Origin of the sequence: Actinopolyspora lacussalsi subsp. righensis, from assembly GCF_900116555.1 — a bacterium.
Taxonomy (GTDB): domain Bacteria; phylum Actinomycetota; class Actinomycetes; order Mycobacteriales; family Pseudonocardiaceae; genus Actinopolyspora; species Actinopolyspora lacussalsi.
In genome coordinates this window covers 41,915-63,819 of sequence record NZ_FPAT01000004.1, presented here as the reverse complement: position 1 = coordinate 63,819, position 21,905 = coordinate 41,915, and the positions used below count along the sequence as shown (strand labels likewise).

Here is a 21,905-nt window from a genome sequence, read left to right as displayed (position 1 = left end):
GCCCGTGGCGGGGCGGAAATTGATGACGAGTCCAGGAGGACATTCCAGTGGCGAAGGCGAAGTTCGAGAGGGACAAGCCGCACGTCAACATCGGGACCATCGGTCACGTTGACCACGGCAAAACCACACTGACCGCGGCTATCACCAAGGTCCTGCACGACAACCACCCGGACCTGAACCCCTACACGCCTTTCGAGGACATCGACAAGGCGCCGGAGGAGAAGGACCGCGGGATCACGATTCAGATCGCGCACGTCGAGTACCAGACCGAGGCGCGGCACTACGCCCACGTGGACGCTCCGGGCCACGCGGACTACGTGAAGAACATGATCACCGGTGCCGCCCAGATGGACGGTGCGATCCTGGTCGTGGCCGCCACCGACGGCCCGATGCCGCAGACCCGCGAGCACGTGCTGCTGGCGAAGCAGGTCGGCGTCCCCTACATCCTCGTCGCGCTGAACAAGGCCGACATGGTCGACGACGAGGAGATCATGGACCTGGTCGAGATGGAGGTCCGTGAGCTCCTCAGCGAGCAGGACTTCCCGGGCGACGACGTACCGATCGTCCGTGTCTCGGCGCTGAAGGCCCTGGAGGGCGACGCCGAGTGGGGCCAGAAGATCATGGAGCTGCTCAACGCGGTGGACTCCAGCGTTCCGGACCCGCAGCGTGCCACCGACCAGCCGTTCCTGATGCCGGTGGAGGACGTCTTCTCCATCACCGGTCGCGGGACCGTGGTCACCGGCCGTGTCGAGCGCGGTGTCATCAAGGTGAACGAGAACGTCGAGATGGTCGGCATCAAGGAGAAGCCGATCAGCACGACCGTCACCGGTGTCGAGATGTTCCGCAAGCTGCTCGACAGCGGTGAGGCCGGCGACAACGTCGGTCTGCTGCTGCGTGGTGTCAAGCGTGAGGACGTCGAGCGGGGCATGGTTGTCATCAAGCCCGGCACCACCACCCCGCACACCGAGTTCGAGGCGCAGGTCTACATCCTGTCCAAGGACGAGGGCGGCAGGCACACGCCGTTCTTCAACAACTACCGTCCGCAGTTCTACTTCCGTACCACCGACGTGACCGGTGTGGTGACCCTTCCCGAGGGCACCGAGATGGTCATGCCCGGTGACAACACGGAGATGTCGGTGCAGCTCATCCAGCCCATCGCCATGGAGGAAGGACTGCGCTTCGCGATCCGTGAGGGCGGCCGTACCGTCGGCGCGGGTCGCGTCATCAAGGTCACCAAGTAATGGCAGGGTTCCGGACCCGGTGGTGACCGGACCCGGAACCCACCCCGATTCAGGGGCGACGCACTCGGTGTGTCACCCTGAACGGGTTGCCTGTTGAGGCGGCCGAACTTCCTGACCCGTGTGAATCACGGTTCGTGATCGGTTCGGCCGCTTCGACGTGGGCACGCCGTTGCCGTGAATTTCCTTCGCGGGGCGGCGTTCCGGTTGCGCGGGTGCCGCCGGACAGACGTTCCGGCCGGGGCCGATTAGGTGGCAACCCGAGGTGTACGGATCCCTGCGGATCCATCTCATCGGCGTGGATCGATGGGACCGGTTGCGTCGCGCGGGCGACACGCCCGACCGCGTGTACCGGGCACCCAGACACCTGAACAGGGGCGGGCTGCGAAACCGTGGTGTCGCGTTCGCGAGATCGGGCAGGTACGTGCGCTTCAGCACGTGGCCGCCGGGTCGCCGCGACGTCGGCGCCGGGTCTGCGCACCGCGCTAGGTACTAGCGGCACGAGACTAGAGGAACGGCAAGCCACTATGGCGGGACAGAAGATCCGCATCCGGCTCAAGGCCTACGACCACGAGGCGATCGACGCGTCCGCGCGCAAGATCGTCGAGACCGTGACGCGCACCGGCGCTTCGGTCGTCGGGCCGGTGCCGCTGCCTACCGAGAAGAACGTCTACTGCGTCATCCGCTCCCCGCACAAGTACAAGGACTCGCGGGAGCACTTCGAGATGCGGACGCACAAGCGACTCATCGACATCGTCGAGCCGACACCCAAGACGGTGGATGCGCTCATGCGCATCGACCTGCCGGCCAGTGTCGATGTGAATATTCAGTGAGCGGTCGACGCGCATTCGTTTCAGTGACAGGCGGCGGAGAGAACGAGACCCATGTCTGAAAGGCAGATGAAGGGGATTCTGGGCACCAAGCTCGGGATGACCCAGGTCTTCGACGACAACAACCGGGTTGTCCCGGTGACGGTCGTGCAGGCCGGGCCCAACCTGGTGACCCAGATCCGTACCAACGAGAACGACGGCTACCAGGCCGTGCAGCTGGCGTTCGGCGCCATCGATCCGCGCAAGGTGAGCAAGCCACGTGGTGGCCAGTTCGCCCGTGCCGGAGTGACGCCGCGTCGTCACCTGGTCGAGCTGCGCACCTCGGACGCCAACGACTACGAACTCGGCCAGGAACTGCAGGCCGACGTGTTCGAGTCGGGTGCCCAGGTCGACGTGGTCGGCACCAGCAAGGGCAAGGGCTTCGCGGGCACGATCAAGCGGTACAACTTCGGCAGGCAGCCGATGAGTCACGGTACCCAGGCCGTGCACCGCAAGCCGGGCTCGATCGGTGGTTGCGCTTACCCCGCCAGGGTGTTCAAGGGCAAGAAGATGCCCGGCCGTATGGGCGGCAACCGCGTGACCACCCAGAACCTCAAGGTTCACCGGGTCGACGACGAGTCCGGGCTGCTGCTGATCAAGGGTGCCATTCCCGGCCCGAACGGTGGCCTCGTGCTGGTCAAGAGCTCTACGAAGGGTGGTGCGTGATGGCCGCGAAGCTCGACGTCCGTACCCCGGAAGGCAAGACCGACGGGCAGGTCGATCTGCCCGCGGAGCTGTTCGACGCGCAGGCGAACGTGCCGCTGATGCACCAGGTCGTGACCGCCCAGCTCGCGGCGGCCCGGCAGGGCACGCACTCGGTCAAGACCCGCGGCGAGGTCTCCGGCGGTAGCAAGAAGCCGTACCGCCAGAAGGGGACCGGTAACGCCCGGCAGGGTTCGATCCGCGCCCCGCAGTTCGTCGGCGGTGGCACGGTGCACGGCCCGACCCCGCGCGACTACTCGCAGCGCACGCCCAAGAAGATGAAGGCCGCCGCCCTGCGCGGTGCCCTCTCCGACCGGGCGCGTTCCGAGCAGCTGCACGTCATCAACCAGGTGACGACCGGTGACAAGCCCTCCACCAAGGAGGCCAAGGCCGCGCTGCGCAACGTCACCGACGCCCGGCGCGTGCTGGTGGTGCTCAACCGCACCGAGGAGAACGCGTGGCTGAGCCTGCGCAACCTCCCCCACGTGCACATCATCGACCCCGGTCAGCTGAACACCTACGACGTTCTGGTCAACGACGACGTCGTGTTCAGCAAGGAAGCCTTCGAGCGTTTCGTCGCGGAACGGTCTCCGGGTCGTTCGGCCAAGACCGCGGTCACTTCCGACGCGACTTCGAGTCAGGCTGAGGAGGCAGACCAGTGATCCCCGATCCGCGAGACATCATCATCGCGCCGGTGATCTCCGAGAAGAGCTACGGCCTGATCTCGGAGAACCAGTACACGTTCCTGGTGCGCCCGACCTCCAACAAGACCGAGATCAAGATCGCGGTCGAGAAGATCTTCGGCGTGCAGGTCAAGAGTGTCAACACGATCAACCGCCAGGGCAAGCGCAAGCGGACCCGCACCGGTTTCGGCAAACGCAAGGACACCAAGCGGGCGATCGTGACGCTGTCCCCCGATAGCAAGCCGATTGAGATCTTCGGCGGTTCGGCCGCCTGAAGCGGGCGTTCGCAACCGACCGAAGGAGACTGAGGACTGCGATAGAGATGGGCATTCGCAAGTACAAGCCGACGACGGCGGGCCGTCGCGGTTCGAGCGTGGCCGATTTCTCCGAGATCACCCGATCCCACCCGGAGAAGTCGCTGGTCCGTCCGCTGCACGGCAAGGGCGGCCGGAACGGGCACGGCCGGATCACCACTCGGCACCAGGGTGGCGGTCACAAGCGTGCTTACCGCGTGATCGACTTCCGCCGCAACGACAAGGACGGTGTGCCGGCCAAGGTCGCGCACATCGAGTACGACCCCAACCGGAGCGCGCGCATCGCGCTGCTGCACTACCGGGACGGCGAGAAGCGTTACATCATCGCCCCGAACAAGGTCCAGCAGGGCCACATGGTGGAGAGCGGGCCGCGGGCCGACATCAAGCCGGGCAACAACCTGCCGATGCGCAACATCCCCACCGGTACGGTGATCCACGCCATCGAGCTGCGTCCCGGTGGTGGGGCGAAGATCGCTCGTTCGGCGGGCACCAGGGTTCAGCTGGTGGCCAAGGAAGGGCCTTACGCCCAGTTGCGGATGCCTTCGGGCGAGATCCGCAACGTCGATGTCCGCTGCCGGGCCACTGTTGGCGAGGTCGGTAACTCCGAGCACTCCAACATCAACTGGGGCAAGGCGGGGCGTAACCGCTGGAAGGGCAAGCGCCCGACCGTCCGCGGTGTCGTCATGAACCCGATCGACCACCCGCACGGCGGTGGTGAGGGACGCACCTCCGGTGGTCGTCACCCGGTCAACCCGAAGGGTAAGCCCGAGGGTCGTAGCCGCCGCAGCAAACCCAGTGACAAGCTCATCGTTCGGCGCCGTCGCACCGGCAAGAAGAAGCGGCGCTGAGCAGGGAGGTAACGACCGATGCCACGTAGCCTGAAGAAGGGCCCGTTCGTGGACGACCACCTGCTCAAGAAGGTGGACACCCTGAACGAGTCCAACAAGAAGACGGTGATCAAGACCTGGTCGCGCCGGTCCACGGTCATCCCGGACATGGTGGGGCACACGATTGCGGTGCACGACGGCCGCAAGCACGTGCCGGTGTTCATCAGCGAGAACATGGTCGGGCACAAGCTCGGCGAGTTCGCCCCGACCCGCACTTTCAAGGGTCACGTCAAGGATGACCGCAAGTCTCGCCGCCGCTGAGCGGGTTTGTGACACGAACGAGCCGGGTCGTCGCACGGATTCGACGACCCGGGGCAAAGGGGTAGCAGGATGAATGCCCGTACCGACGACAGTGCCGCGGTTGAGAATCCGCGTGCAGTGGCGCGGGCCCGCTTCGTCCGCGTGTCGCCCATGAAGGCGCGGCGCGTGGTCGATCTCATCAGGGGTCGAAGCGCCAGCGAAGCCCTGGACGTGCTCAAGTTCGCGCCGCAGACCGCCAGCGGTCAGGTGTCGAAGGTGCTCGCCAGTGCGATGGCCAACGCGGAGAACAACAACGCGCTCGATCCGAGCACGCTGTGGGTACACCGCGCGTATGTGGACGAGGGACCGACGCTGAAGCGGTTCCGCCCGCGTGCTCAGGGCCGGGCCTTCCGGATCCGCAAGCGGACCAGCCACATCACGGTCGAGGTCGAGTCGCGCCAGCCGAAGGGCCAGGGCAAGTCTCGTAAGCGCAGCCAGAAGGGGAGTGCCCGGTAGTGGGTCAGAAAATCAACCCGCACGGCTTCCGGCTCGGCATCACCACGGACTGGAAGTCGCGCTGGTACGCCGACAAGCAATACGCGGAGTACGTCGCGGAGGACGTCAAGATCCGCCGTCATCTCTCCCGCGGGATGGAGCGCGCCGGGATCTCCAAGGTGGAGATCGAGCGCACTCGCGAGCGGGTGAGGGTGGACATTCACACCGCACGGCCGGGAATCGTCATCGGTCGGCGGGGTGCCGAGGCGGACCGCATCCGCGGTTCGCTGGAGAAGCTGACCGGTAAGCAGGTTCAGCTCAACATCCTCGAGGTCAAGAACTCCGAGGCCGACGCTCAGCTGGTCGCCCAGGGGATCGCCGAGCAGCTGTCGAACCGGGTGTCCTTCCGCAGGGCCATGCGCAAGGGCATCCAGTCGGCCATGCGCTCCTCCCAGGTCAAGGGAATCCGGGTGCAGTGCAGTGGCAGGCTCGGCGGCGCCGAGATGTCCCGCTCGGAGTTCTACCGTGAGGGCCAGGTGCCGCTGCACACGCTGCGTGCGGACATGGACTACGGGTTCTTCGAGGCTCGTACGACCTTCGGCCGGATCGGTGTGAAGGTCTGGATCTACAAGGGCGAGCTCATCGGCGGCCTGAAGCAGAAGCAGCAGGAGTCCGAGGTGCGCCCGCCGCGCGGCGAGGGCGGCGGCGGTGGTGGCGGTCGCGAGGGCGGCCGTGGCGGCCGTTCCGAGCGTGGCGGCCGTCGTCGTTCGGGTGCCTCCGGCACCACGAACGTGGGCACCGAGGGCGGCCGTGCCGCAGCCAAGGGCGGTAAGTCCGGTGGCTCCGCGGAGAGCCCGCAGCAGGAGCAGACGGCGACGGACGCCGCCGCCGCGAACGCTCCGGCTGTCAGCGAGCCGCACGCTGATGAGAAGACGGAGGACTGACAAGTGCTCGTCCCACGCAAGGTCAGGTGGCGCAAGAGCCACGCGCCGAAGCGTAAGGGCTTCGCCAAGGGCGGCACCCGGATCAACTTCGGCGAGTACGGCATCCAGGCGCTGGAACACGCCTACGTGACCAACCGGCAGATCGAGTCGGCCCGTATCGCGATTACCAGGCACGTCAAGCGTGGCGGCAAGGTGTGGATCAACATCTTCCCGGACCGCCCGCTGACCAAGAAGCCGGCCGAGACCCGCATGGGTTCCGGTAAGGGTTCGCCGGAGTACTGGATCGCCAACGTCAAGCCGGGCCGGGTGGTTTTCGAGCTGAACTACCCGAACGAAAAGATCGCTTACGAGGCACTGAGGCGCGCGGTCCACAAGCTTCCGATGAAGTGCAAGATCGTGTCCCGCGAGGGTGGTGACTTCTGATGGCGGCTGGTGTCACCGCTACCGAGCTCCGGGAACTCAACGACGAGGAGCTCGTCTCCCGGCTGCGTGAATCGAAGGAGGAGCTGTTCAACCTTCGGTTCCAGATGGCTACCGGGCAATTGCAGAACAACCGAAGGTTGCGCGTCGTTCGTCGGGACATCGCTCGGATCTACACGATCATGCGTGAACGTGAGCTGGGCCTCTCAGTGTCTCCCGAGGGCGCCGAGGAGGGCGCGGCATGAGCGAAACAGTCACGCAAGAGCAGCAGCGCAACCAGCGCAAGACCCGTGAGGGCTACGTCGTCTCGGACAAGATGGACAAGACGGTGGTCGTGGCCCTCGAGGACCGTAAGAAGCACCCGCTCTACGGCAAGATCATGCGCAAGACCACCAAGGTCAAGGCGCATGACGAGAACAACGAGGCGGGCATCGGCGACCGGGTGTCGCTGATGGAGACTCGTCCGCTGTCGGCCTCGAAGCGCTGGCGGTTGGTCGAGATCCAGGAAAAGGCCAAGTAACGCCATCCGCGGGGGGCGGCGGCAAGCCCCCCGCGGGTTGTTGTGACCGCGCATGCCGGGTCGGAAATCGGGCGTGCCAAAGTGTCTCCGCACAGCGTGTGCGGAAACTTAGGGTCAGGAGTAAAGGTGATCCAGCAGGAGTCGCGACTGCGAGTCGCCGACAACACCGGGGCCAAGGAGATCCTCACGATCAGGGTGCTCGGTGGTTCCGGTCGGCGCTACGCGGGTATCGGCGACGTGGTGGTGGCTACCGTCAAGGAAGCCATTCCCGCCGCCGGTGTCAAGCGTGGTGATGTGGTCAAGGCGGTAATCGTCCGCCAGAAGAAGGAAAAGCGTCGTCCGGACGGTTCCTACATCCGGTTCGACGAGAACGCCGCCGTCCTGGTCAGGCCGGGTGGTGACCCCCGAGGTACCCGTATCTTCGGCCCCGTCGGGCGTGAGCTGCGTGAGAAGAAGTTCATGAAGATCATCTCACTCGCGCCGGAGGTGCTGTGATGAAGGTGAAGAAGGGCGACACGGTCGTCGTCATCGCCGGTAAGGACAAGGGTGCCCGGGGCAAGGTCATCCAGGCCTTCCCGAGTCGGGAGCGTGTGCTGGTCGAGGGCGTCAACCAGATCAAGAAGCACACGCGCGTCTCGCGTACCGAGCGTGGTGCGCAGTCCGGCGGCATCGTGACGCAGGAAGCCGCGATCCACGTCAGCAACGTCATGGTCGTGGACTCGGACGGTAAGCCCACCCGCGTCGGCTACCGCACCGGTGAAGACGGCAAGAAGGTTCGGATCTCTCGCCGCAACGGTAAGGACATCTAACTCGTGACTACCACTGAGAAGAACACCGAGAGGATTGTCCCGCGGCTGAAGGCCCGCTACCGCGACGAGATCGTACCGGCGCTCAAGGAGGAGTTCGAGTACTCCAACCCGATGCTGGTGCCGGGCATGGTCAAGGTCGTCGTCAACATGGGTGTGGGCGATGCCGCGCGGGACAGCAAACTGATCGAGGGCGCGGTTCGCGACCTCGCGACTATCACCGGCCAGCGCGCCGAGGTGCGCAAGGCACGCAAGTCCATCGCGCAGTTCAAGGTCCGCGAGGGTATGCCGATCGGCGCCAGGGCGACGCTGCGCGGCGCACGGATGTGGGAGTTCGTGGACCGGTTGGTCTCCATCTCCCTGCCGCGGATCCGGGACTTCCGGGGTCTGTCGCCGAAGCAGTTCGACGGTAACGGCAACTACACGTTCGGTCTCAACGACCAGTCGATGTTCCACGAGATCGACCAGGACTCGATCGACCGTTCGCGCGGTATGGACATCACGGTAGTGACAACGGCCACCACCGACGAAGAAGGCAGGTCGCTGCTGCGGCAGCTGGGATTCCCGTTCCGGGAACAGTGACTCGTGGCCGTCGCTGCGGATCGAGACTAGGAGAACTGGGCCGATGGCCAAGAAAGCACTGATCAACAAGGCGGCACGCAAGCCGAAGTTCCGGGTGCGTACCTACACTCGTTGCCAGCGTTGCGGAAGGTCCCGGGCGGTCCTGCGGAAGTTCGGACTCTGCCGGATCTGCTTCCGCGAGATGGCCCACGCGGGCGAGCTGCCCGGGGTTAGCAAGTCCTCCTGGTGAGGTAGTGCGGCGGGGCGGCTCCACCGACGACGGAGCGTCTCGTCACCGGTACCGAAACCAGTGGCTGCAGCCCGGCAACGGCTCGCGACGACAACGGACTGACCGCTGCGAAGTTACTTCGGGAGCGGGCAGCCAGTACCCCGACTTCGTTCAGGCCAGGGCCCAGACCTGCGAACCGCGGTTCGCGGCATCCGGGCCCGGGGAACCGAACGAGAAAGGTTGACAGGGTCACCATGACGATGACCGATCCGATCGCAGACATGCTGACACGTCTGCGCAACGGGAGTCGCGCGTACCACGACGAGATCGTGATGCCGCACTCCAAGATCAAGGCGAACATCGCCGACATTCTTCAGCGCGAGGGTTACGTGGCCGGCTCTCGTGAACAGCAGGGCGCCAAGACCAAGGAACTGGTCGTGGAGCTCAAGTTCGGCCCGAACCGCGAGAAGTCCATCACCGGGCTGCGCCGGGTTTCCAAGCCCGGTCTGCGGGTGTATGCCAAGTCCACGAACCTTCCCAAGGTTCTGGGGGGACTGGGCATCGCCATCATCTCGACGTCGAGCGGTCTGCAGACGGATCGCCAAGCGATGCGGAACGGTGTGGGCGGGGAAGTCCTCGCCTACGTCTGGTGAAGGAGGAGTTTACGGTATGTCGCGCATCGGGAAGTTGCCGATCACCGTTCCCTCCGGCGTCGATGTGAGCATCGACGGCCAGACGGTTACGGTGAACGGCCCCAAGGGCAAGCTGCAACAGAACATTTCCGAACCGATCAGGGTCGAGCAGGACTCGGACGGCTCGCTGCTGGTGAAACGTCCGGACGACGAGCGTGCGAACCGCTCGCTGCACGGTCTGTCCCGCAGCCTGATCAACAACATGGTTGTCGGCGTCAGTCAGGGTTTCCAGAAGGATCTCGAAATCCAGGGCGTGGGCTACCGCGTGGTGCAGAAGGGGCAGAACCTCGAGTTCTCCCTCGGCTACAGCCACCCGGTCGTCATGGAACCCCCGGAAGGCATCGAGTTCGCCACGGACGGCCCGGCCAAACTTTCGGTCAAGGGCGTCGACAAGCAGCTCGTCGGCGAGGTAGCCGCCAGGATCCGCAAGCTGCGTCTGCCCGAGCCGTACAACGGCAAGGGCGTGCGCTACGCGGGCGAGAAGATCCGCCGCAAGGTCGGGAAGACGGGTAAGTGACCATGAGCGAGAGCACCACAGCCACCAGGAAGAAGCCGGTGGGCAAGAGCGTCGCGGGCGTGCGTCGCCGTGCCCGGAACCAGCGGCACGTTCGAATCCGCAAGAAGATCAGCGGCACCCCGCAGCGGCCGCGTCTGGTTGTCAGCCGATCCACCAAGCACATCGTCGCGCAGGTCATCGACGACACGATCGGTCACACCCTGGCTGCCGCCTCCACGCACGAGCCCGACATGCGCTCGTTCGAGGGAGACAAGACGGCCCAGTCCACCCGCGTGGGTGAGTTGGTCGCGCAGCGGGCCAGCGAGGCAGGAGTCGAGAAGGTCGTGTTCGACCGTGGCGGCAACGCCTACCACGGTCGGGTCGCGGCTCTCGCGGATGCCGCGCGTGGCGGCGGTCTGGAGTTCTGAGAAGTGCGCAATAACCACATCGTCGTCGTACGAAGGATGACAGCACGTAACGGAAGGGACGCCTGATGCCTGGACGCACTCGGCGTGAAGGCGGTTCGGAATCCGGCGGCAAGGACCGCAAGGACCGCCGCGACGGCGGCCGTGGCGGGGCGGCCCAGGAAAAATCCCCGCAGTTCGAACGTGTAGTGACCATCAACCGGGTCGCGAAGGTCGTCAAGGGTGGCCGGCGGTTCAGTTTCACCGCGCTGGTCGTCTGCGGTGACGGCGACGGCCTCGTCGGCGTTGGTTACGGCAAGGCCAAGGAAGTGCCTTCCGCCATCGCCAAGGGGGTCGAGGAAGCCAAGAAGAACTACTTCCGCGTACCGCGGGTCGCGGGCACCATCACTCACCCGGTGCAGGGTGAGGACGCCGCGGGCAAGGTGCTGCTGCGCCCGGCCAGCCCGGGTACCGGTGTCATCGCGGGTGGCCCGGTCCGTGCGGTGCTGGAGTGTGCCGGTGTGCACGACGTGCTGAGCAAGTCGCTGGGCAGCGGCAACGCGCTCAACATCGTGCAGGCCACCGTCACGGCGCTGAAGGAGCTGCAGCGTCCCGAGGAGGTCGCGGCCCGCCGTGGTCTCCCGATGGAGGACGTGGCTCCCGCCCGGATGCTGCGCCAGCGCGCGGGTCAGGAGGTCTGAGCCGATGAACAAACTCAAGATCACCCAGACGCGTGGTCTGGTCGGCACCAAGCCCAACCAGCGTGACGCCATGCGCACCCTCGGGCTGCGTAAGATCGGCCAGACGGTCGTTCGGCCGAACAGTCCCACGGTTCGTGGTCAGGTCGACACCGTCGGCCACCTTGTTTCGGTCGAGGAGGTCGTCGAGTAATGGCCATCAAGATTCACGATCTGCGGCCCGCTCCCGGTTCCAAGCGGAGCAGGATCCGGGTCGGCCGCGGTGAAGCCTCCAAGGGCAAGACCGCGGGGCGCGGCACCAAGGGAACCAAGGCGCGTAAGACAGTGGCGCCCGGGTTCGAGGGCGGCCAGATGCCGCTGCAGATCCGGCTGCCCAAGCTGCGTGGTTTCAAGAACCCGAACCGCGTCGAGTACCAGGGCATCAACATCGGCAAGCTGGCCGAGCGCTTCCCGCAGGGTGGCAAGGTCGGCATCGACGAGTTGATCGCCTCCGGACTGCTCAAGAAGGGCGAACTCGTCAAGATCCTCGGCGGCGGGGATCTCGATGGGGTGAAGCTGGACGTGACCGCGCACGCGTTCACGGGCAGTGCCAAGGACAAGATCACGGCCGCGGGCGGCAGCGCCACCAAGCAGGAGCGCTGAACCCGGACGAACCGTCCCGTCACGGGGCGATGTTCCGGTGCGGCCGAACCCGCGTCGCGTCGCGCGGTTCACGTTTTCGGGCCGGTCGACTTCGTTGTCGACCGGCCCGTTCTTTTTCGCCAGCAATGCTCCCGCTTTCGGTGAGCAGTGATTTCGCCTTCGAACACGTGGTACCGACAGCCACGGGCCGGGTTCGCCGATCGCGAACAGTGTCCGAAGTGGCCGCTCACTGATCACCGCGAGTGTTTTTCGGGCGCCGTTTCGTTGCCATTGTCCGCAGGTGGCTACTACGGGCGGGGTGAATGCTGTTAGAGTCCGTGCGGCGGTTCCGTGCCACGCCGTGGTACGGAATCGTTGACGGAATCCAGCCGTGGGCGACTCGTGAGTCGGCCACCGACATCGGCCGGTGACTACCGGCTCGCGCACAGGAGGTCTGCGTGCTCGGCGCCTTCCGCTCGGCTCTGACGACGCCGGACCTGCGCCGTAAGATCCTGTTCACACTGGGAATGGTCGTGCTGTACCGACTGGGTGCCACGATTCCGTCTCCAGGGGTGTCGTATCCGAACATCCAGCAGTGTGTGCAGGCTCTACAAGGCGAGAGTCAGAGCGTCTATTCGTTGCTGAACCTCTTCAGTGGCGGAGCCCTGCTTCAACTGTCGGTGCTTTCCCTCGGGATCATGCCCTACATCACCGCCAGCATCATCGTTCAGCTGCTGCAGGTGGTGATCCCGCGGTTCGAGCAGTTGAAGAAGGAAGGCCAGTCCGGCCAGGCCAAGCTCACGCAGTACACCCGCTACCTGACGGTCGCGCTGGCCGTGCTGCAGGCGACGGGCATCGTCGCGCTGGCCGTGCGCGGGCAGCTCTTCCCGGGGTGTCAGCAGGAGGTCATCCCGGACAGCTCGGTGCTGAACATGGTGGTCATCGTGGTCACCATGACCGCCGGTGCGGCACTGCTGATGTGGATGGGCGAGCTGATCACCGAACGCGGTGTCGGCAACGGCATGTCGCTGCTGATCTTCACCTCGATCGCTTCCCGCATCCCGGCCGAGGGCGGCAACATCCTGAACAACAGCGGCGGCTTCGTCTTCGCCGTGATCTGTTGCTTCGGTCTGGTCATCATCGCCAGCGTGGTGTTCGTCGAGCAGGCGCAGCGCCGCATCCCGGTGCAGTACGCCAAGCGCATGATCGGGCGCCGGATGTACGGCGGCACCTCCACGTATCTGCCGCTGAAGGTCAACCAGGCCGGTGTGATCCCGGTGATCTTCGGTTCCTCGCTGCTGTACCTCCCGCAGTTGCTGGGACAGCTCGCGGGCAACCAGAACACCTGGTGGTCGCGTTTCATCCAGACCTACATCGTCGATCCGTCCAGCTGGGTACACATCCTGCTGTACATGACGATGATCATCTTCTTCGCCTACTTCTACGTCTCGATCACGTTCAATCCGGAAGAGCGTGCCGACGAGATGAAGAAGTTCGGCGGTTTCATCCCGGGTATTCGTCCGGGCAGGCCCACTGCCGAGTACCTGAGTTTCGTGCTCTCGCGCATCACGTTGCCCGGTGCGCTCTACCTGGGCATCATCGCGGTACTCCCGAACTTCTTCCTCGGGGTTACCGGTGGTCAGGGCGGTGCGCAGAACTTTCCGTTCGGCGGCACCGCGGTCCTGATCATGGTCAACGTGGGACTGGACACCGTCAAACAGGTCGAGAGCCAACTCACGCAGCGCAATTACGAGGGCTTCCTCCGGTAGGCTCGAAGAGTCCTGGCGATGACGCCGTGGCCGCTGCCCGCTCGGTGGTCGATGACCCCGAGCGGCGCGGTTCCGCTTCGAGTGGTTTCCCACAGTTCGGGCGGTAATCATGGCGAAATCGGCCACGTCGGTTACGGTGTCGATCGCTCGATGTCCGCGTCGGCGGGATCGCCGCCGGGAGTGCTTCCCGGGGCGCCGCGTGGTGCGGACGGCGATGACAGACGGGACGAAAGTGCCCGCCAAACGGTGGCGTGAGCCATCATCACGGATTCGGAGGCAGACCCTTGGTGCGATTGGTTCTGGTCGGCCCGCCAGGTGCGGGCAAAGGCACCCAAGCGGCCGTGCTGAGTGAACATCTCGCGGTCCCCCACATCTCCAGTGGCGATCTGTTCAGGGAGAACATCGACAACGTCACGCCACTGGGCAAGGAGGCCAAGAGCTACCTGGACGCCGGTGAGCTGGTACCGGACGAGGTCACCAACGAGATGGTGCGTCAGCGTCTTGCCGCCAGTGACGCGGCCGAGGGCTTTCTGCTCGACGGATTCCCGCGCACGACGCCGCAGGCCGACGTGCTCAGCGACATCCTCTCCGAGAACGGGATGGAACTCACCGCGGTGGTGCAGTTCGAGGTTCCCCGGGAGGAGTTGGTCCGGCGTCTGCTGGACCGCGGTCGCTCGGACGACACCGAGGAACTCATCCGGCGCAGGCTGGACGTGTACGACTCGGAGACGGCGCCGCTGTTGGACTACTACCGGAACAAGCTGATCACGATCGACGCGTTCGGGCCGGTCGAGGAAGTCACCTCGCGAGCCCTGGAGGCCCTGCGCGCTCGTGCCTGAGTGGTTTCGCTCCCCGGTTCGATCCGTTGCCCGTAGCCGGGCCGCCGGTCCCGGGGAGATGATTTCGTGGCCGGACCTCGCGTGAACTCGTTCCGCGAGCGGCGGTGTTCGGCGCGACGGTACTCGGACCGCGGGGGTCGGTGATGTGTGGCGGAGCCGGAGAGGTATCCGACGCTCCCGGACCGCCCGGCTCCCGCGGTCGCCGGGCCGCGGTGGGGAAGTGGCCCGGGACTCGTACCGGGGCGAGAATCGTTCTTGTAAGGCCGTTGAGTTGACGAGAGGGGCAGCGGTGCTGCGTCGCGGTAAGGGCATCGAGCTCAAGAGCAGTGGTGAGATTCAGGCGATGCGCGCGGCGGGGCTCGTCGTCGCGCGCGCCCTCGCGGCGGTGACCGAGCAGGCGAAACCGGGGGTCAGCACCGCCGAACTCGACTCGGTCGCCGAGGGCGTCATCCGTGACGCGGGCGCGATCCCCTCCTTCAAGGGCTACCACGGTTTCCCGGGGTCGATCTGCGCCTCGATCAACGAGAAGATCGTGCACGGCATCCCCTCGACGACGGAGGTGCTCGCCGACGGCGACCTGATCTCGGTCGACTGCGGAGCGATTCTGGACGGGTGGCACGGTGACTCCGCCGTGACCATCCCGGTCGGTTCGGTCGGTGAACGTGAACTGGCGTTGTCGGCGGCCACCGAGCGGGCGATGTGGGCGGGTATCGACAAGGTCGCCGCCGGGAACAGGCTGACCGACATCTCGCACGCGGTGGAGTCCGCGGCCAAGTCGGCCGCCGCCTCCGACGGAATCGACTACGGGATCATCGCCGAGTACGGCGGGCACGGCATCGGGACCCGCATGCACATGGAGCCCTTCCTCCCCAACCTGGGCAGGCCGGGCAAGGGGCCCAAGCTCCGGGAGGGGATGGCACTGGCCGTCGAGCCGATGCTGACGCTCGGTCCGCCGGAAAGCGAGGAGCTCTCCGACGAGTGGACCGTGGTGACGTCCGACGGCTCCCGGGCCGCGCACTGGGAGCACACCGTGGCAATCACCCCCGACGGCCCGTGGGTGCTCACCGCCGCCGAGTGAGGCGACCGTCCCCCCGGTTTTGGTGGGTGGTTCCGTGGCGGAACCTCTGGCACGGCTCTCGCTGCGGGTGCCCCGACATCGGGTAGGTACTACACAACGTCGGGGCCGTCCTCGCGAGAGCCGCACCGGAGAACCCGCGGCGGTGCCGACTGCGGGCATGGTCGGGGTTCGGCCCGCGGGAGTGGTTGGAGTTCGGCACTGCGTCGTAGCGGCGCGGCGATTTCGCGAGAAATTCACGCTGCCAGGGCCGACGACTCACTCGATCGGGTGGCGGCAGGTGTAGTGCAGCATCGGCGGGACACTTCGCCACGTGATGTGCGTCAGCACCTCGCCGAAACCGGCCTCCAGACGAGCCCGGAAGCGGCGCCCCCCGGGGCTGTGGCGCATCGGCAGGTAGGTCATGGCGGTGAACACCCCGTCGGGTGCCAGGCTCCGGCGACACTGCCGAAGGACGTCGTGCTGCTCGTTCTCGTCGAGCAGGGACCAGGGAATGCTGGTCACGATCACATCCGCGCTGTCGATCCCGAGCTTGGGCAACGTCGATCGCAGTTCCCGTGCGTCCCCGTGCACCGTTTCCATCTCGGGGATCCGCCCGCGCAGGTGGCGCACCATGCGCTCGTCGAGTTCTATCCCCACGTGTCTGCCCGCGGCGGGTAGTCTTTTCCTTATCTCGACGCTGAGTGAGCCGGTCCCCGGGCCGAGTTCGACGACCACCGGTTCGCCGCGATCCGGCACGACGCGTCCCACGCTGTCCGCCACCGCGTTCGAGGTGGGGGTTGCCGCGCCGACCGTTCCCGGATGACGGATCGCCGCTGTGAAGAACCGTCGGTAATCAACGACAGGTGCCTTCCGCAGCCAATGCGTCGGTGAGAAACGGCCGTGGTGCTGGGTCGTCACCTTGTGTCTCCTCGGTGTGTCTGACCGGGGTGGTTTCGCCGGACGACCTTCGATCATACCGACACTCTCCCCGGAAGCGCTTCCTCCGGAGCGGCTGCCCCTCCCGCTCGCCCCGGGCGTCCCCGAGGACACGTGGTCCGCCTGGTATCGATGGCGGTGCCACGCGTGGCTGTGGGACTCGTCTCCTTCGATGAGCGGCGAAGGAGCGACGAACAGTTATCACTGAGTGTGTTTTAAAGGGCCCGCGGAGTGGCTGTCGGCTCGATGTCCAGCCCCGATTTGGGTGGCATTCGCGCGTGCGCGTACAGTGGAGTATCGGCGCACTCGTGGCGCCGGTTCGTCATGCCGTTCTGTTCGCAGGGGGCGTGGTCCGCTGGGGCGGGCAGCAGCACGGTTTCCCGATCGCGGGACCGTGATTCCTGTGCATGTCCTCGGGGCCAGCTTGTCCGTGGGTGGTTGGGCTGCCGAACCGCGTCGGAGTGGGTCTGCCTTTGGTGCCGGCTCCGGCGTCAGCGGTAATAACGGTACGAGCTACCGAGAAGATGAACTGTCACCGTCACGAAACGCGGAGGACATGGGCAAAAAGGACGGGGCCATTGAGGTCGAGGGTCGGGTGATCGAGCCGCTCCCCAACGCGACCTTCCGTGTCGAGTTGGAGAACGGCCACAAGGTCCTCGCGCACATCAGTGGCAAGATGCGCCAGCACTACATCCGCATCCTGCCCGAGGACAAGGTCGTCGTGGAGCTGTCTCCCTACGACCTCTCCCGTGGGCGCATTGTCTACCGCTACAAGTGACCTCCACGGTGTCCGGGGTTACGGACACGCGTCGCGATCAGGAGAGCACGGCCGTGAAGGTCAAACCGAGTGTCAAGAAGATCTGCGATAACTGCCAGGTGATCCGTCGTCACGGACGGGTTCTTGTGATCTGCAACAACGGGCGTCACAAGCAGCGTCAGGGCTGACCGGCAGCGACGCGGTCGCTACCGAGACAAACGAACCAGGCGATACAAGGGACCTCCCTGTGACCTGCCGACTCGGGAGTTGGGTCGGTTCACCCCCGGAACCAGGCCGGGGCTTCGTGTGGTTACGGGTTCCGGACGGGTTTTCGGTTTCGAAACGACTCCGCCCGGGCGAGCCCCGTGCACGAGGACGGTCGGGGAGTAGACCTGGAATGAAGAGTGAGGAGCACCTGCCAGATGGCAAGGATTGCCGGCGTCGACCTCCCGCGCGAGAAGCGCATCGAGGTCGCGCTGACCTACATCTACGGCATCGGCCGCAGCAGCTCGCAGGAGATTCTGCGCAACGCGGATATTTCGATGGACACCCGCGCGAAGAATCTCGACGACGAGCAGCTCGCCAAGCTGCGTGAACACGTTGAGAACAACTACCGGGTCGAGGGTGACCTCCGTCGTGAGGTGCAGGCCGACATTCGCCGGAAGATCGAGATCGGCTCCTACGCCGGGATGCGGCACCGTCGCCACCTGCCGTTGAACGGGCAGCGGACCAAGACCAACGCCCGCACCCGCAAGGGGCCGAAGAAGACGGTCGCAGGCAAGAAGAAGGCCAGGAAGTAAGCCTCGCGAGGAGATAAGCAGTAATGCCACCGAAGGGTCGCGCCGGGACCGTCAAGAAGGTCCGGCGCAAGGAAAAAAAGAATGTAGCGCACGGACAGGCGCACATCAAAAGCACTTTCAACAACACGATCGTGTCGATCACCGACACCGTCGGTTCGGTGATCAGCTGGGCCTCCGCCGGTCACGTCGGCTTCAAGGGCTCCCGCAAGTCCACGCCGTTCGCCGCGCAGATGGCGGCCGAGAACGCCGCCCGCAAGGCTGCCGAGCACGGCATGAAGAAGGTCGACGTGTTCGTCAAGGGGCCGGGTTCCGGACGTGAGACGGCGATCCGTTCGCTGCAGGCCGCCGGCCTCGAAGTGGGAACCATCCAGGACGTGACCCCGCAGCCCCACAACGGCTGCCGCCCGCCGAAGCGTCGTCGGGTCTGAGAAGCGGGAGAGGAGTAGAAACGCAATGGCCCGTTACACCGGTCCCGCGACCCGTAAGTCCCGTCGGTTGAAGGTTGACCTCGTCGGCGGTGACCAGTCGTTCGAGCGTCGTCCGTACCCGCCGGGGCAGCACGGCCGTGGACGCATCAAGGAAACCGAGTACCTGCAGCAGCTGCAGGAGAAGCAGAAGGCCCGCTTCACGTACGGAGTGCTGGAACGTCAGTTCCGCTCCTACTACGAGGAGGCCAACCGCAGGCCCGGCAAGACCGGTGACAACCTGCTGCAGATGCTGGAGAGCCGGCTGGACAACGTGGTCTACCGTTCGGGGATCGCGCGTACCCGCAGGCAGGCCCGTCAGCTGGTCAACCACGGTCACTTCCTGGTCAACGGCAGGAAGGTCGACATTCCGAGCTACCAGGTCGCCAAGTTCGACATCATCGACGTCAAGCCGAAGTCGTTGAACACGACGCCGTTCATCATCGCCAAGGAAACCCTGGGCGAGCGGCCCTGCCCGGCCTGGCTGCAAGTGGTGCCCTCGTCGTTGCGCGTGCTGGTGCACCAACTGCCGGAGCGTGCGCAGATCGATACACCGGTCACCGAGCAGCTCATCGTCGAGCTCTACTCGAAGTGATACCGGGCGGAGCGGCTACCGCATCGATGGCTGCTCCGCGGCCCGGTACGGGTGGGGACGCGACGCGTCCCCACCTCGCCCACTGTTCGCAGCGGGCACGCCATCCCTTCGGCGTAAAATGGCGGGCGCCGTGTGGAAAGGAAAAACGACAGTGCTCATCTCCCAGCGACCCTCACTGTCCGAGGAGCCTATTTCGGAGACGCGCTCCCGGTTCACCTTCGAGCCGCTGGAGCCCGGCTTCGGTTACACCCTCGGCAATTCGCTCCGCCGTGCCCTGCTGTCCTCGATCCCGGGTGCGGCCGTGACCAGCCTGCGTATCGACGGTGTGCTGCATGAATTCACCACGATTCCGGGGGTCAAGGAAGACGTTACAGACGTCATCCTGAATATCAAAGAACTCGTGGTCAGTTCCGAGGACGACGAGCCCGTCACCATGTATCTGCGCAAGCAGGGCCCCGGTGACGTCACCGCCGCCGACATCGTCCCACCGGCAGGTGTGACGGTACACAATCCCGATCTCCACATCGCGACCCTGAATTCCAAGGGCAAGCTGGAGATCGAGCTCGTGGTCGAGCGGGGTCGCGGCTACGTCCCGGCGGCACAGAACAAGGAGTCCGGTGCCGAGATCGGCCGGATTCCGGTGGACTCGATCTACTCGCCGGTGCGGAACGTTTCGTTCGACGTCACCGCGACTCGTGTCGAACAGCGCACGGACTTCAACCGACTCGTTCTCGATGTCGAGACCAAGCCGTCGATGACCGCGCGGGACGCGGTCGCCTCGGCAGGCCGCACCCTGGTCGAACTGTTCGGCCTGGCCCGTGAGCTCAACGTCGACGCAGAGGGCATCGAGATCGGTCCGTCGCCCGCCGAGGCGGACACCATCGCGGCGTACTCCATGCCGATCGAGGATCTCGATCTCACGGTACGCTCGTACAACTGCCTCAAGCGCGAGGGTATCCACACCGTCGGCGAGCTGGTCTCGCGCAGCGAGGCCGACCTGCTCGACATTCGCAACTTCGGTGCGAAGTCGATCGACGAGGTCAAGATGAAGCTGGTCGGTCTGGGTCTGACCCTCAAGGACAGCCCTCCGGGATTCGATCCCTCCGCCGCTGCCGCCGAGTACCCCTCGGAAGGCTGGTCGGAGGAGCCGAGCATCTCCCAGGGGATGTCCGCCGGCGGTTTCGACACCGGTCTCGACAGCGGTTACGAAACCGGCTTCGACAACGGTTATGACGACGACGGTCAGGACTACGCGGAGACTGAGCAGCTCTGACGGCTGCGCTTCGCGGACTGGTTTCCGGCCGCACCTTGAGAGGAGCAACCGATGCCCAGCCCAACGAAGGGTCCGCGTCTTGGCGGGTCGCCGTCGCATCAGCGGCTGATCCTGGCGAACCTGGCCACCGCGCTTTTCGAGCACGGGCGGATCACCACGACCGAGGCGAAGGCCAAGCGGGTCCAGCCGCTGGCGGAGCGTCTCATCACCAAGGCCACCAAGGGTGACCTGCACAATCGTCGCGAAGTGCTGAAGACGATCCGTGACAAGGACGTTGTTCACAAGCTCTTCGCGGAGATCGGACCGTTCTTCTCCGATCGCCCCGGTGGCTACACCAGGGTGGTCAAGACCATGCCCCGCAAGGGTGACAACGCTCCGATGGCCATCATCGAGCTGGTCAACGAGAAGACGGCCACTTCCGAGGCCGAAGCCGCCCGCGGCACCAAGTTCGCGAAGGACCAGCAGGCCACGGCGGAGCCCGCCCAGCAGGGCGAGGAGACCGCCGAGGCCGACGAGTCCGCGGACGCCGACGTCGCGGAGTCCGCTTCCGACGCCTCCGCCGAGGGCACCAGCGACGAGGACGCCGAGAACAAGGACCGGTCCTGATTCCGTCGCGTGCCGAGGCCGCCGACGAACCCGCCGCTCCCGAACGGGAGGGCGGGTTCGTTCGCGTTCGCGTCGAACTCGCCTACGACGGCGCCGATTTCTCCGGTTGGGCGCGCCAGCCCGGGTTGCGGACCGTGCAGGGACTGCTGGAGGACGCGCTGTGGAAGCAGCCGCCGGGCAGGGAGCTCGTGGGTTCGGTCGTAGTGGCCGGGCGAACCGACGCGGGCGTGCACGCCGACCGTCAGGTGGTCCACGTGGACGCGGTGCCGCTGGCTGCGGGGGATCGGCACCGGCTGGAGGTCGACGAGCACGGTGTGCCCGATCTGACGCGGCTGTGCGGTCGCTGGAACCGGATTCTGCCCGGTGACGTTCGGGTGCTGCGGGCCGAGGTCGCTCCCGCGGGCTTCGACGCGCGGTTCGCCGCGATGCGGCGGCACTACCGCTACCTGGTTTCGGACGCGCCGTGGGGAGTCGACCCGCTGCGGCGGCGCGACACCCTGGCCTGGAACAGGCCGCTGGACGTGCGGCGGCTGAAGCTGGCTTCGAACGATCTGGTGGGGCTGCACGATTTCGCGGCCTTCTGCAAGCAACGCGAGGGCGCGACCACCGTCCGGCAGTTGCAGCTGTTCGAGTGGGAGCGAGTCGATCGGCACCTGTTGGAGGCGACCCTCACCGCGGACGCCTTCTGCCACTCCATGGTTCGGAGTCTGGTGGGGTCGGTGCTGATGTCCGGTGATTCCCGACGCGGTACCGAGTGGCCGGCGGAGATGCTGCGTGAGGGGACCAAGACCAGCGCGGTGGCCCCGGCGCACGGCCTGACGCTGACCGGGGTCGACTATCCGCCCGACGACCAGCTGGCCGAGCGGGTCAGAACCACCAGGGCGCGGCGTTCGCTGTGACCGTCGGTTTCGTCGGAAAACGCCGCTGCCCGGTCCGTGAGGAGCCTTCCTCGCACAGCGCGGCGATTTCGCGAGAAATCGACAAGAGCTT

At 65.8% G+C, this 21,905-nt stretch carries 34 protein-coding genes; 33 read left to right on the top strand and 1 reads right to left on the bottom strand.

The window, feature by feature from the left end:
- Positions 1 to 47 precede the first annotated feature (47 nt).
- The 25 genes from tuf to map all read left to right on the top strand — a co-directional run bounded on the left by tuf (position 48) and on the right by map (position 15,505).
- Complete coding sequence (tuf, locus tag BM394_RS08700) at positions 48 to 1,241, top strand: elongation factor Tu (protein WP_092925856.1); 1,194 nt, start codon at positions 48 to 50, stop codon at positions 1,239 to 1,241.
- A gap of 524 nt (positions 1,242 to 1,765) precedes the next feature.
- A complete protein-coding gene (rpsJ, locus tag BM394_RS08695; protein ID WP_017976809.1) occupies positions 1,766 to 2,071 on the top strand; it encodes a 30S ribosomal protein S10 in 306 nt (101 codons plus the stop codon).
- A 51-nt stretch (positions 2,072 to 2,122) separates the two neighbouring features.
- A complete protein-coding gene (gene rplC / locus BM394_RS08690) occupies positions 2,123 to 2,773 on the top strand; it encodes a 50S ribosomal protein L3 (protein WP_092976511.1) in 651 nt (216 codons plus the stop codon).
- Positions 2,773 to 3,471: a 50S ribosomal protein L4 gene (gene rplD / locus BM394_RS08685; RefSeq protein WP_092925854.1), complete on the top strand. Its 699-nt coding sequence runs from the start codon at positions 2,773 to 2,775 to the stop codon at positions 3,469 to 3,471. Before rplC ends, rplD begins: the two co-directional genes overlap by 1 nt.
- Positions 3,468 to 3,767 (top strand): 50S ribosomal protein L23, encoded by a 300-nt coding sequence (gene rplW, locus BM394_RS08680; RefSeq protein ID WP_043570394.1) that lies wholly within the window; start codon positions 3,468 to 3,470, stop codon positions 3,765 to 3,767. The genes rplD and rplW overlap by 4 nt, the downstream gene beginning before the upstream one ends.
- 47 nt (positions 3,768 to 3,814) lie before the next feature.
- Positions 3,815 to 4,654, top strand: coding sequence for a 50S ribosomal protein L2 (gene rplB, locus BM394_RS08675; protein WP_092626226.1), 840 nt, complete (start codon positions 3,815 to 3,817; stop codon positions 4,652 to 4,654).
- An 18-nt stretch (positions 4,655 to 4,672) separates the two neighbouring features.
- Entirely contained in the window at positions 4,673 to 4,954 is a 282-nt protein-coding gene (gene rpsS / locus BM394_RS08670) for a 30S ribosomal protein S19 (protein WP_092925852.1), read from the top strand.
- Between the two features lie 69 nt (positions 4,955 to 5,023).
- Positions 5,024 to 5,449: a 50S ribosomal protein L22 gene (gene rplV, locus BM394_RS08665; protein ID WP_170837289.1), complete on the top strand. Its 426-nt coding sequence runs from the start codon at positions 5,024 to 5,026 to the stop codon at positions 5,447 to 5,449.
- Positions 5,449 to 6,372, top strand: a complete 924-nt coding sequence (gene rpsC, locus BM394_RS08660; protein WP_092925850.1) for a 30S ribosomal protein S3 — start codon at positions 5,449 to 5,451, stop codon at positions 6,370 to 6,372. The genes rplV and rpsC overlap by 1 nt, the downstream gene beginning before the upstream one ends.
- 3 nt (positions 6,373 to 6,375) lie before the next feature.
- On the top strand, positions 6,376 to 6,795 hold the full coding sequence (gene rplP, locus BM394_RS08655) for a 50S ribosomal protein L16 (RefSeq protein ID WP_019852823.1): 420 nt from the start codon (positions 6,376 to 6,378) through the stop codon (positions 6,793 to 6,795).
- Positions 6,795 to 7,037: a 50S ribosomal protein L29 gene (gene rpmC / locus BM394_RS08650; protein ID WP_017976800.1), complete on the top strand. Its 243-nt coding sequence runs from the start codon at positions 6,795 to 6,797 to the stop codon at positions 7,035 to 7,037. Before rplP ends, rpmC begins: the two co-directional genes overlap by 1 nt.
- Complete coding sequence (rpsQ, locus tag BM394_RS08645) at positions 7,034 to 7,312, top strand: 30S ribosomal protein S17 (protein WP_092976508.1); 279 nt, start codon at positions 7,034 to 7,036, stop codon at positions 7,310 to 7,312. The genes rpmC and rpsQ overlap by 4 nt, the downstream gene beginning before the upstream one ends.
- A 126-nt stretch (positions 7,313 to 7,438) precedes the next feature.
- Positions 7,439 to 7,807, top strand: coding sequence for a 50S ribosomal protein L14 (gene rplN, locus BM394_RS08640; RefSeq protein WP_092626220.1), 369 nt, complete (start codon positions 7,439 to 7,441; stop codon positions 7,805 to 7,807).
- Complete coding sequence (gene rplX, locus BM394_RS08635; protein WP_092626218.1) at positions 7,807 to 8,121, top strand: 50S ribosomal protein L24; 315 nt, start codon at positions 7,807 to 7,809, stop codon at positions 8,119 to 8,121. The genes rplN and rplX overlap by 1 nt, the downstream gene beginning before the upstream one ends.
- A 3-nt stretch (positions 8,122 to 8,124) precedes the next feature.
- Positions 8,125 to 8,700 carry a 50S ribosomal protein L5 gene (gene rplE, locus BM394_RS08630; protein WP_092925848.1) on the top strand — a complete coding sequence of 192 codons (576 nt, stop codon included), beginning with the start codon at positions 8,125 to 8,127 and terminating at the stop codon, positions 8,698 to 8,700.
- A gap of 43 nt (positions 8,701 to 8,743) precedes the next feature.
- Positions 8,744 to 8,929, top strand: coding sequence for a type Z 30S ribosomal protein S14 (locus tag BM394_RS08625; protein ID WP_092626214.1), 186 nt, complete (start codon positions 8,744 to 8,746; stop codon positions 8,927 to 8,929).
- A 233-nt stretch (positions 8,930 to 9,162) separates the two neighbouring features.
- Positions 9,163 to 9,561 (top strand): 30S ribosomal protein S8, encoded by a 399-nt coding sequence (gene rpsH / locus BM394_RS08620; RefSeq protein ID WP_092925846.1) that lies wholly within the window; start codon positions 9,163 to 9,165, stop codon positions 9,559 to 9,561.
- 16 nt (positions 9,562 to 9,577) lie between these two features.
- A complete protein-coding gene (gene rplF / locus BM394_RS08615) occupies positions 9,578 to 10,117 on the top strand; it encodes a 50S ribosomal protein L6 (RefSeq protein WP_092925844.1) in 540 nt (179 codons plus the stop codon).
- A gap of 2 nt (positions 10,118 to 10,119) precedes the next feature.
- Complete coding sequence (rplR, locus tag BM394_RS08610; protein ID WP_165400704.1) at positions 10,120 to 10,524, top strand: 50S ribosomal protein L18; 405 nt, start codon at positions 10,120 to 10,122, stop codon at positions 10,522 to 10,524.
- Positions 10,525 to 10,589: 65 nt separating this feature from the next.
- Positions 10,590 to 11,201: a 30S ribosomal protein S5 gene (gene rpsE, locus BM394_RS08605; RefSeq protein ID WP_092626206.1), complete on the top strand. Its 612-nt coding sequence runs from the start codon at positions 10,590 to 10,592 to the stop codon at positions 11,199 to 11,201.
- 4 nt (positions 11,202 to 11,205) lie between these two features.
- Positions 11,206 to 11,391 (top strand): 50S ribosomal protein L30, encoded by a 186-nt coding sequence (gene rpmD, locus BM394_RS08600; protein ID WP_092626204.1) that lies wholly within the window; start codon positions 11,206 to 11,208, stop codon positions 11,389 to 11,391.
- Positions 11,391 to 11,840, top strand: coding sequence for a 50S ribosomal protein L15 (rplO, locus tag BM394_RS08595; protein WP_092976504.1), 450 nt, complete (start codon positions 11,391 to 11,393; stop codon positions 11,838 to 11,840). Before rpmD ends, rplO begins: the two co-directional genes overlap by 1 nt.
- A 437-nt stretch (positions 11,841 to 12,277) precedes the next feature.
- Positions 12,278 to 13,588 carry a preprotein translocase subunit SecY gene (gene secY, locus BM394_RS08590; protein ID WP_092976500.1) on the top strand — a complete coding sequence of 437 codons (1,311 nt, stop codon included), beginning with the start codon at positions 12,278 to 12,280 and terminating at the stop codon, positions 13,586 to 13,588.
- A 284-nt stretch (positions 13,589 to 13,872) separates the two neighbouring features.
- Positions 13,873 to 14,427 (top strand): adenylate kinase, encoded by a 555-nt coding sequence (locus tag BM394_RS08585; RefSeq protein ID WP_092925834.1) that lies wholly within the window; start codon positions 13,873 to 13,875, stop codon positions 14,425 to 14,427.
- Between the two features lie 289 nt (positions 14,428 to 14,716).
- Positions 14,717 to 15,505, top strand: coding sequence for a type I methionyl aminopeptidase (map, locus tag BM394_RS08580; RefSeq protein WP_092976497.1), 789 nt, complete (start codon positions 14,717 to 14,719; stop codon positions 15,503 to 15,505).
- 255 nt (positions 15,506 to 15,760) lie between these two features.
- Here the strand turns inward: map and BM394_RS08575 are convergent, their stop codons facing one another.
- Positions 15,761 to 16,402, bottom strand: coding sequence for a class I SAM-dependent methyltransferase (locus BM394_RS08575; protein WP_245780061.1), 642 nt, complete (start codon positions 16,400 to 16,402; stop codon positions 15,761 to 15,763).
- Positions 16,403 to 16,976: 574 nt separating this feature from the next.
- On the opposite strand from BM394_RS08575, the gene infA reads away from it, so the two are divergent.
- The 8 genes from infA to BM394_RS08535 all read left to right on the top strand — a co-directional run bounded on the left by infA (position 16,977) and on the right by BM394_RS08535 (position 21,814).
- A complete protein-coding gene (gene infA / locus BM394_RS08570) occupies positions 16,977 to 17,198 on the top strand; it encodes a translation initiation factor IF-1 (RefSeq protein ID WP_017976785.1) in 222 nt (73 codons plus the stop codon).
- Between the two features lie 53 nt (positions 17,199 to 17,251).
- Positions 17,252 to 17,365, top strand: coding sequence for a 50S ribosomal protein L36 (gene rpmJ / locus BM394_RS08565; RefSeq protein ID WP_092626791.1), 114 nt, complete (start codon positions 17,252 to 17,254; stop codon positions 17,363 to 17,365).
- A 234-nt stretch (positions 17,366 to 17,599) separates the two neighbouring features.
- Positions 17,600 to 17,977 (top strand): 30S ribosomal protein S13, encoded by a 378-nt coding sequence (rpsM, locus tag BM394_RS08560; RefSeq protein WP_092925828.1) that lies wholly within the window; start codon positions 17,600 to 17,602, stop codon positions 17,975 to 17,977.
- A 23-nt stretch (positions 17,978 to 18,000) separates the two neighbouring features.
- Positions 18,001 to 18,405, top strand: coding sequence for a 30S ribosomal protein S11 (rpsK, locus tag BM394_RS08555; RefSeq protein WP_092626192.1), 405 nt, complete (start codon positions 18,001 to 18,003; stop codon positions 18,403 to 18,405).
- A 25-nt stretch (positions 18,406 to 18,430) separates the two neighbouring features.
- A complete protein-coding gene (rpsD, locus tag BM394_RS08550; protein WP_092925826.1) occupies positions 18,431 to 19,036 on the top strand; it encodes a 30S ribosomal protein S4 in 606 nt (201 codons plus the stop codon).
- 151 nt (positions 19,037 to 19,187) lie between these two features.
- On the top strand, positions 19,188 to 20,309 hold the full coding sequence (locus BM394_RS08545; RefSeq protein WP_092925824.1) for a DNA-directed RNA polymerase subunit alpha: 1,122 nt from the start codon (positions 19,188 to 19,190) through the stop codon (positions 20,307 to 20,309).
- Positions 20,310 to 20,360: 51 nt separating this feature from the next.
- Entirely contained in the window at positions 20,361 to 20,915 is a 555-nt protein-coding gene (rplQ, locus tag BM394_RS08540; protein ID WP_092976491.1) for a 50S ribosomal protein L17, read from the top strand.
- Positions 20,915 to 21,814: a tRNA pseudouridine synthase A gene (locus BM394_RS08535; protein WP_207227697.1), complete on the top strand. Its 900-nt coding sequence runs from the start codon at positions 20,915 to 20,917 to the stop codon at positions 21,812 to 21,814. The genes rplQ and BM394_RS08535 overlap by 1 nt, the downstream gene beginning before the upstream one ends.
- The last annotated feature ends 91 nt before the right edge of the window (positions 21,815 to 21,905 follow it).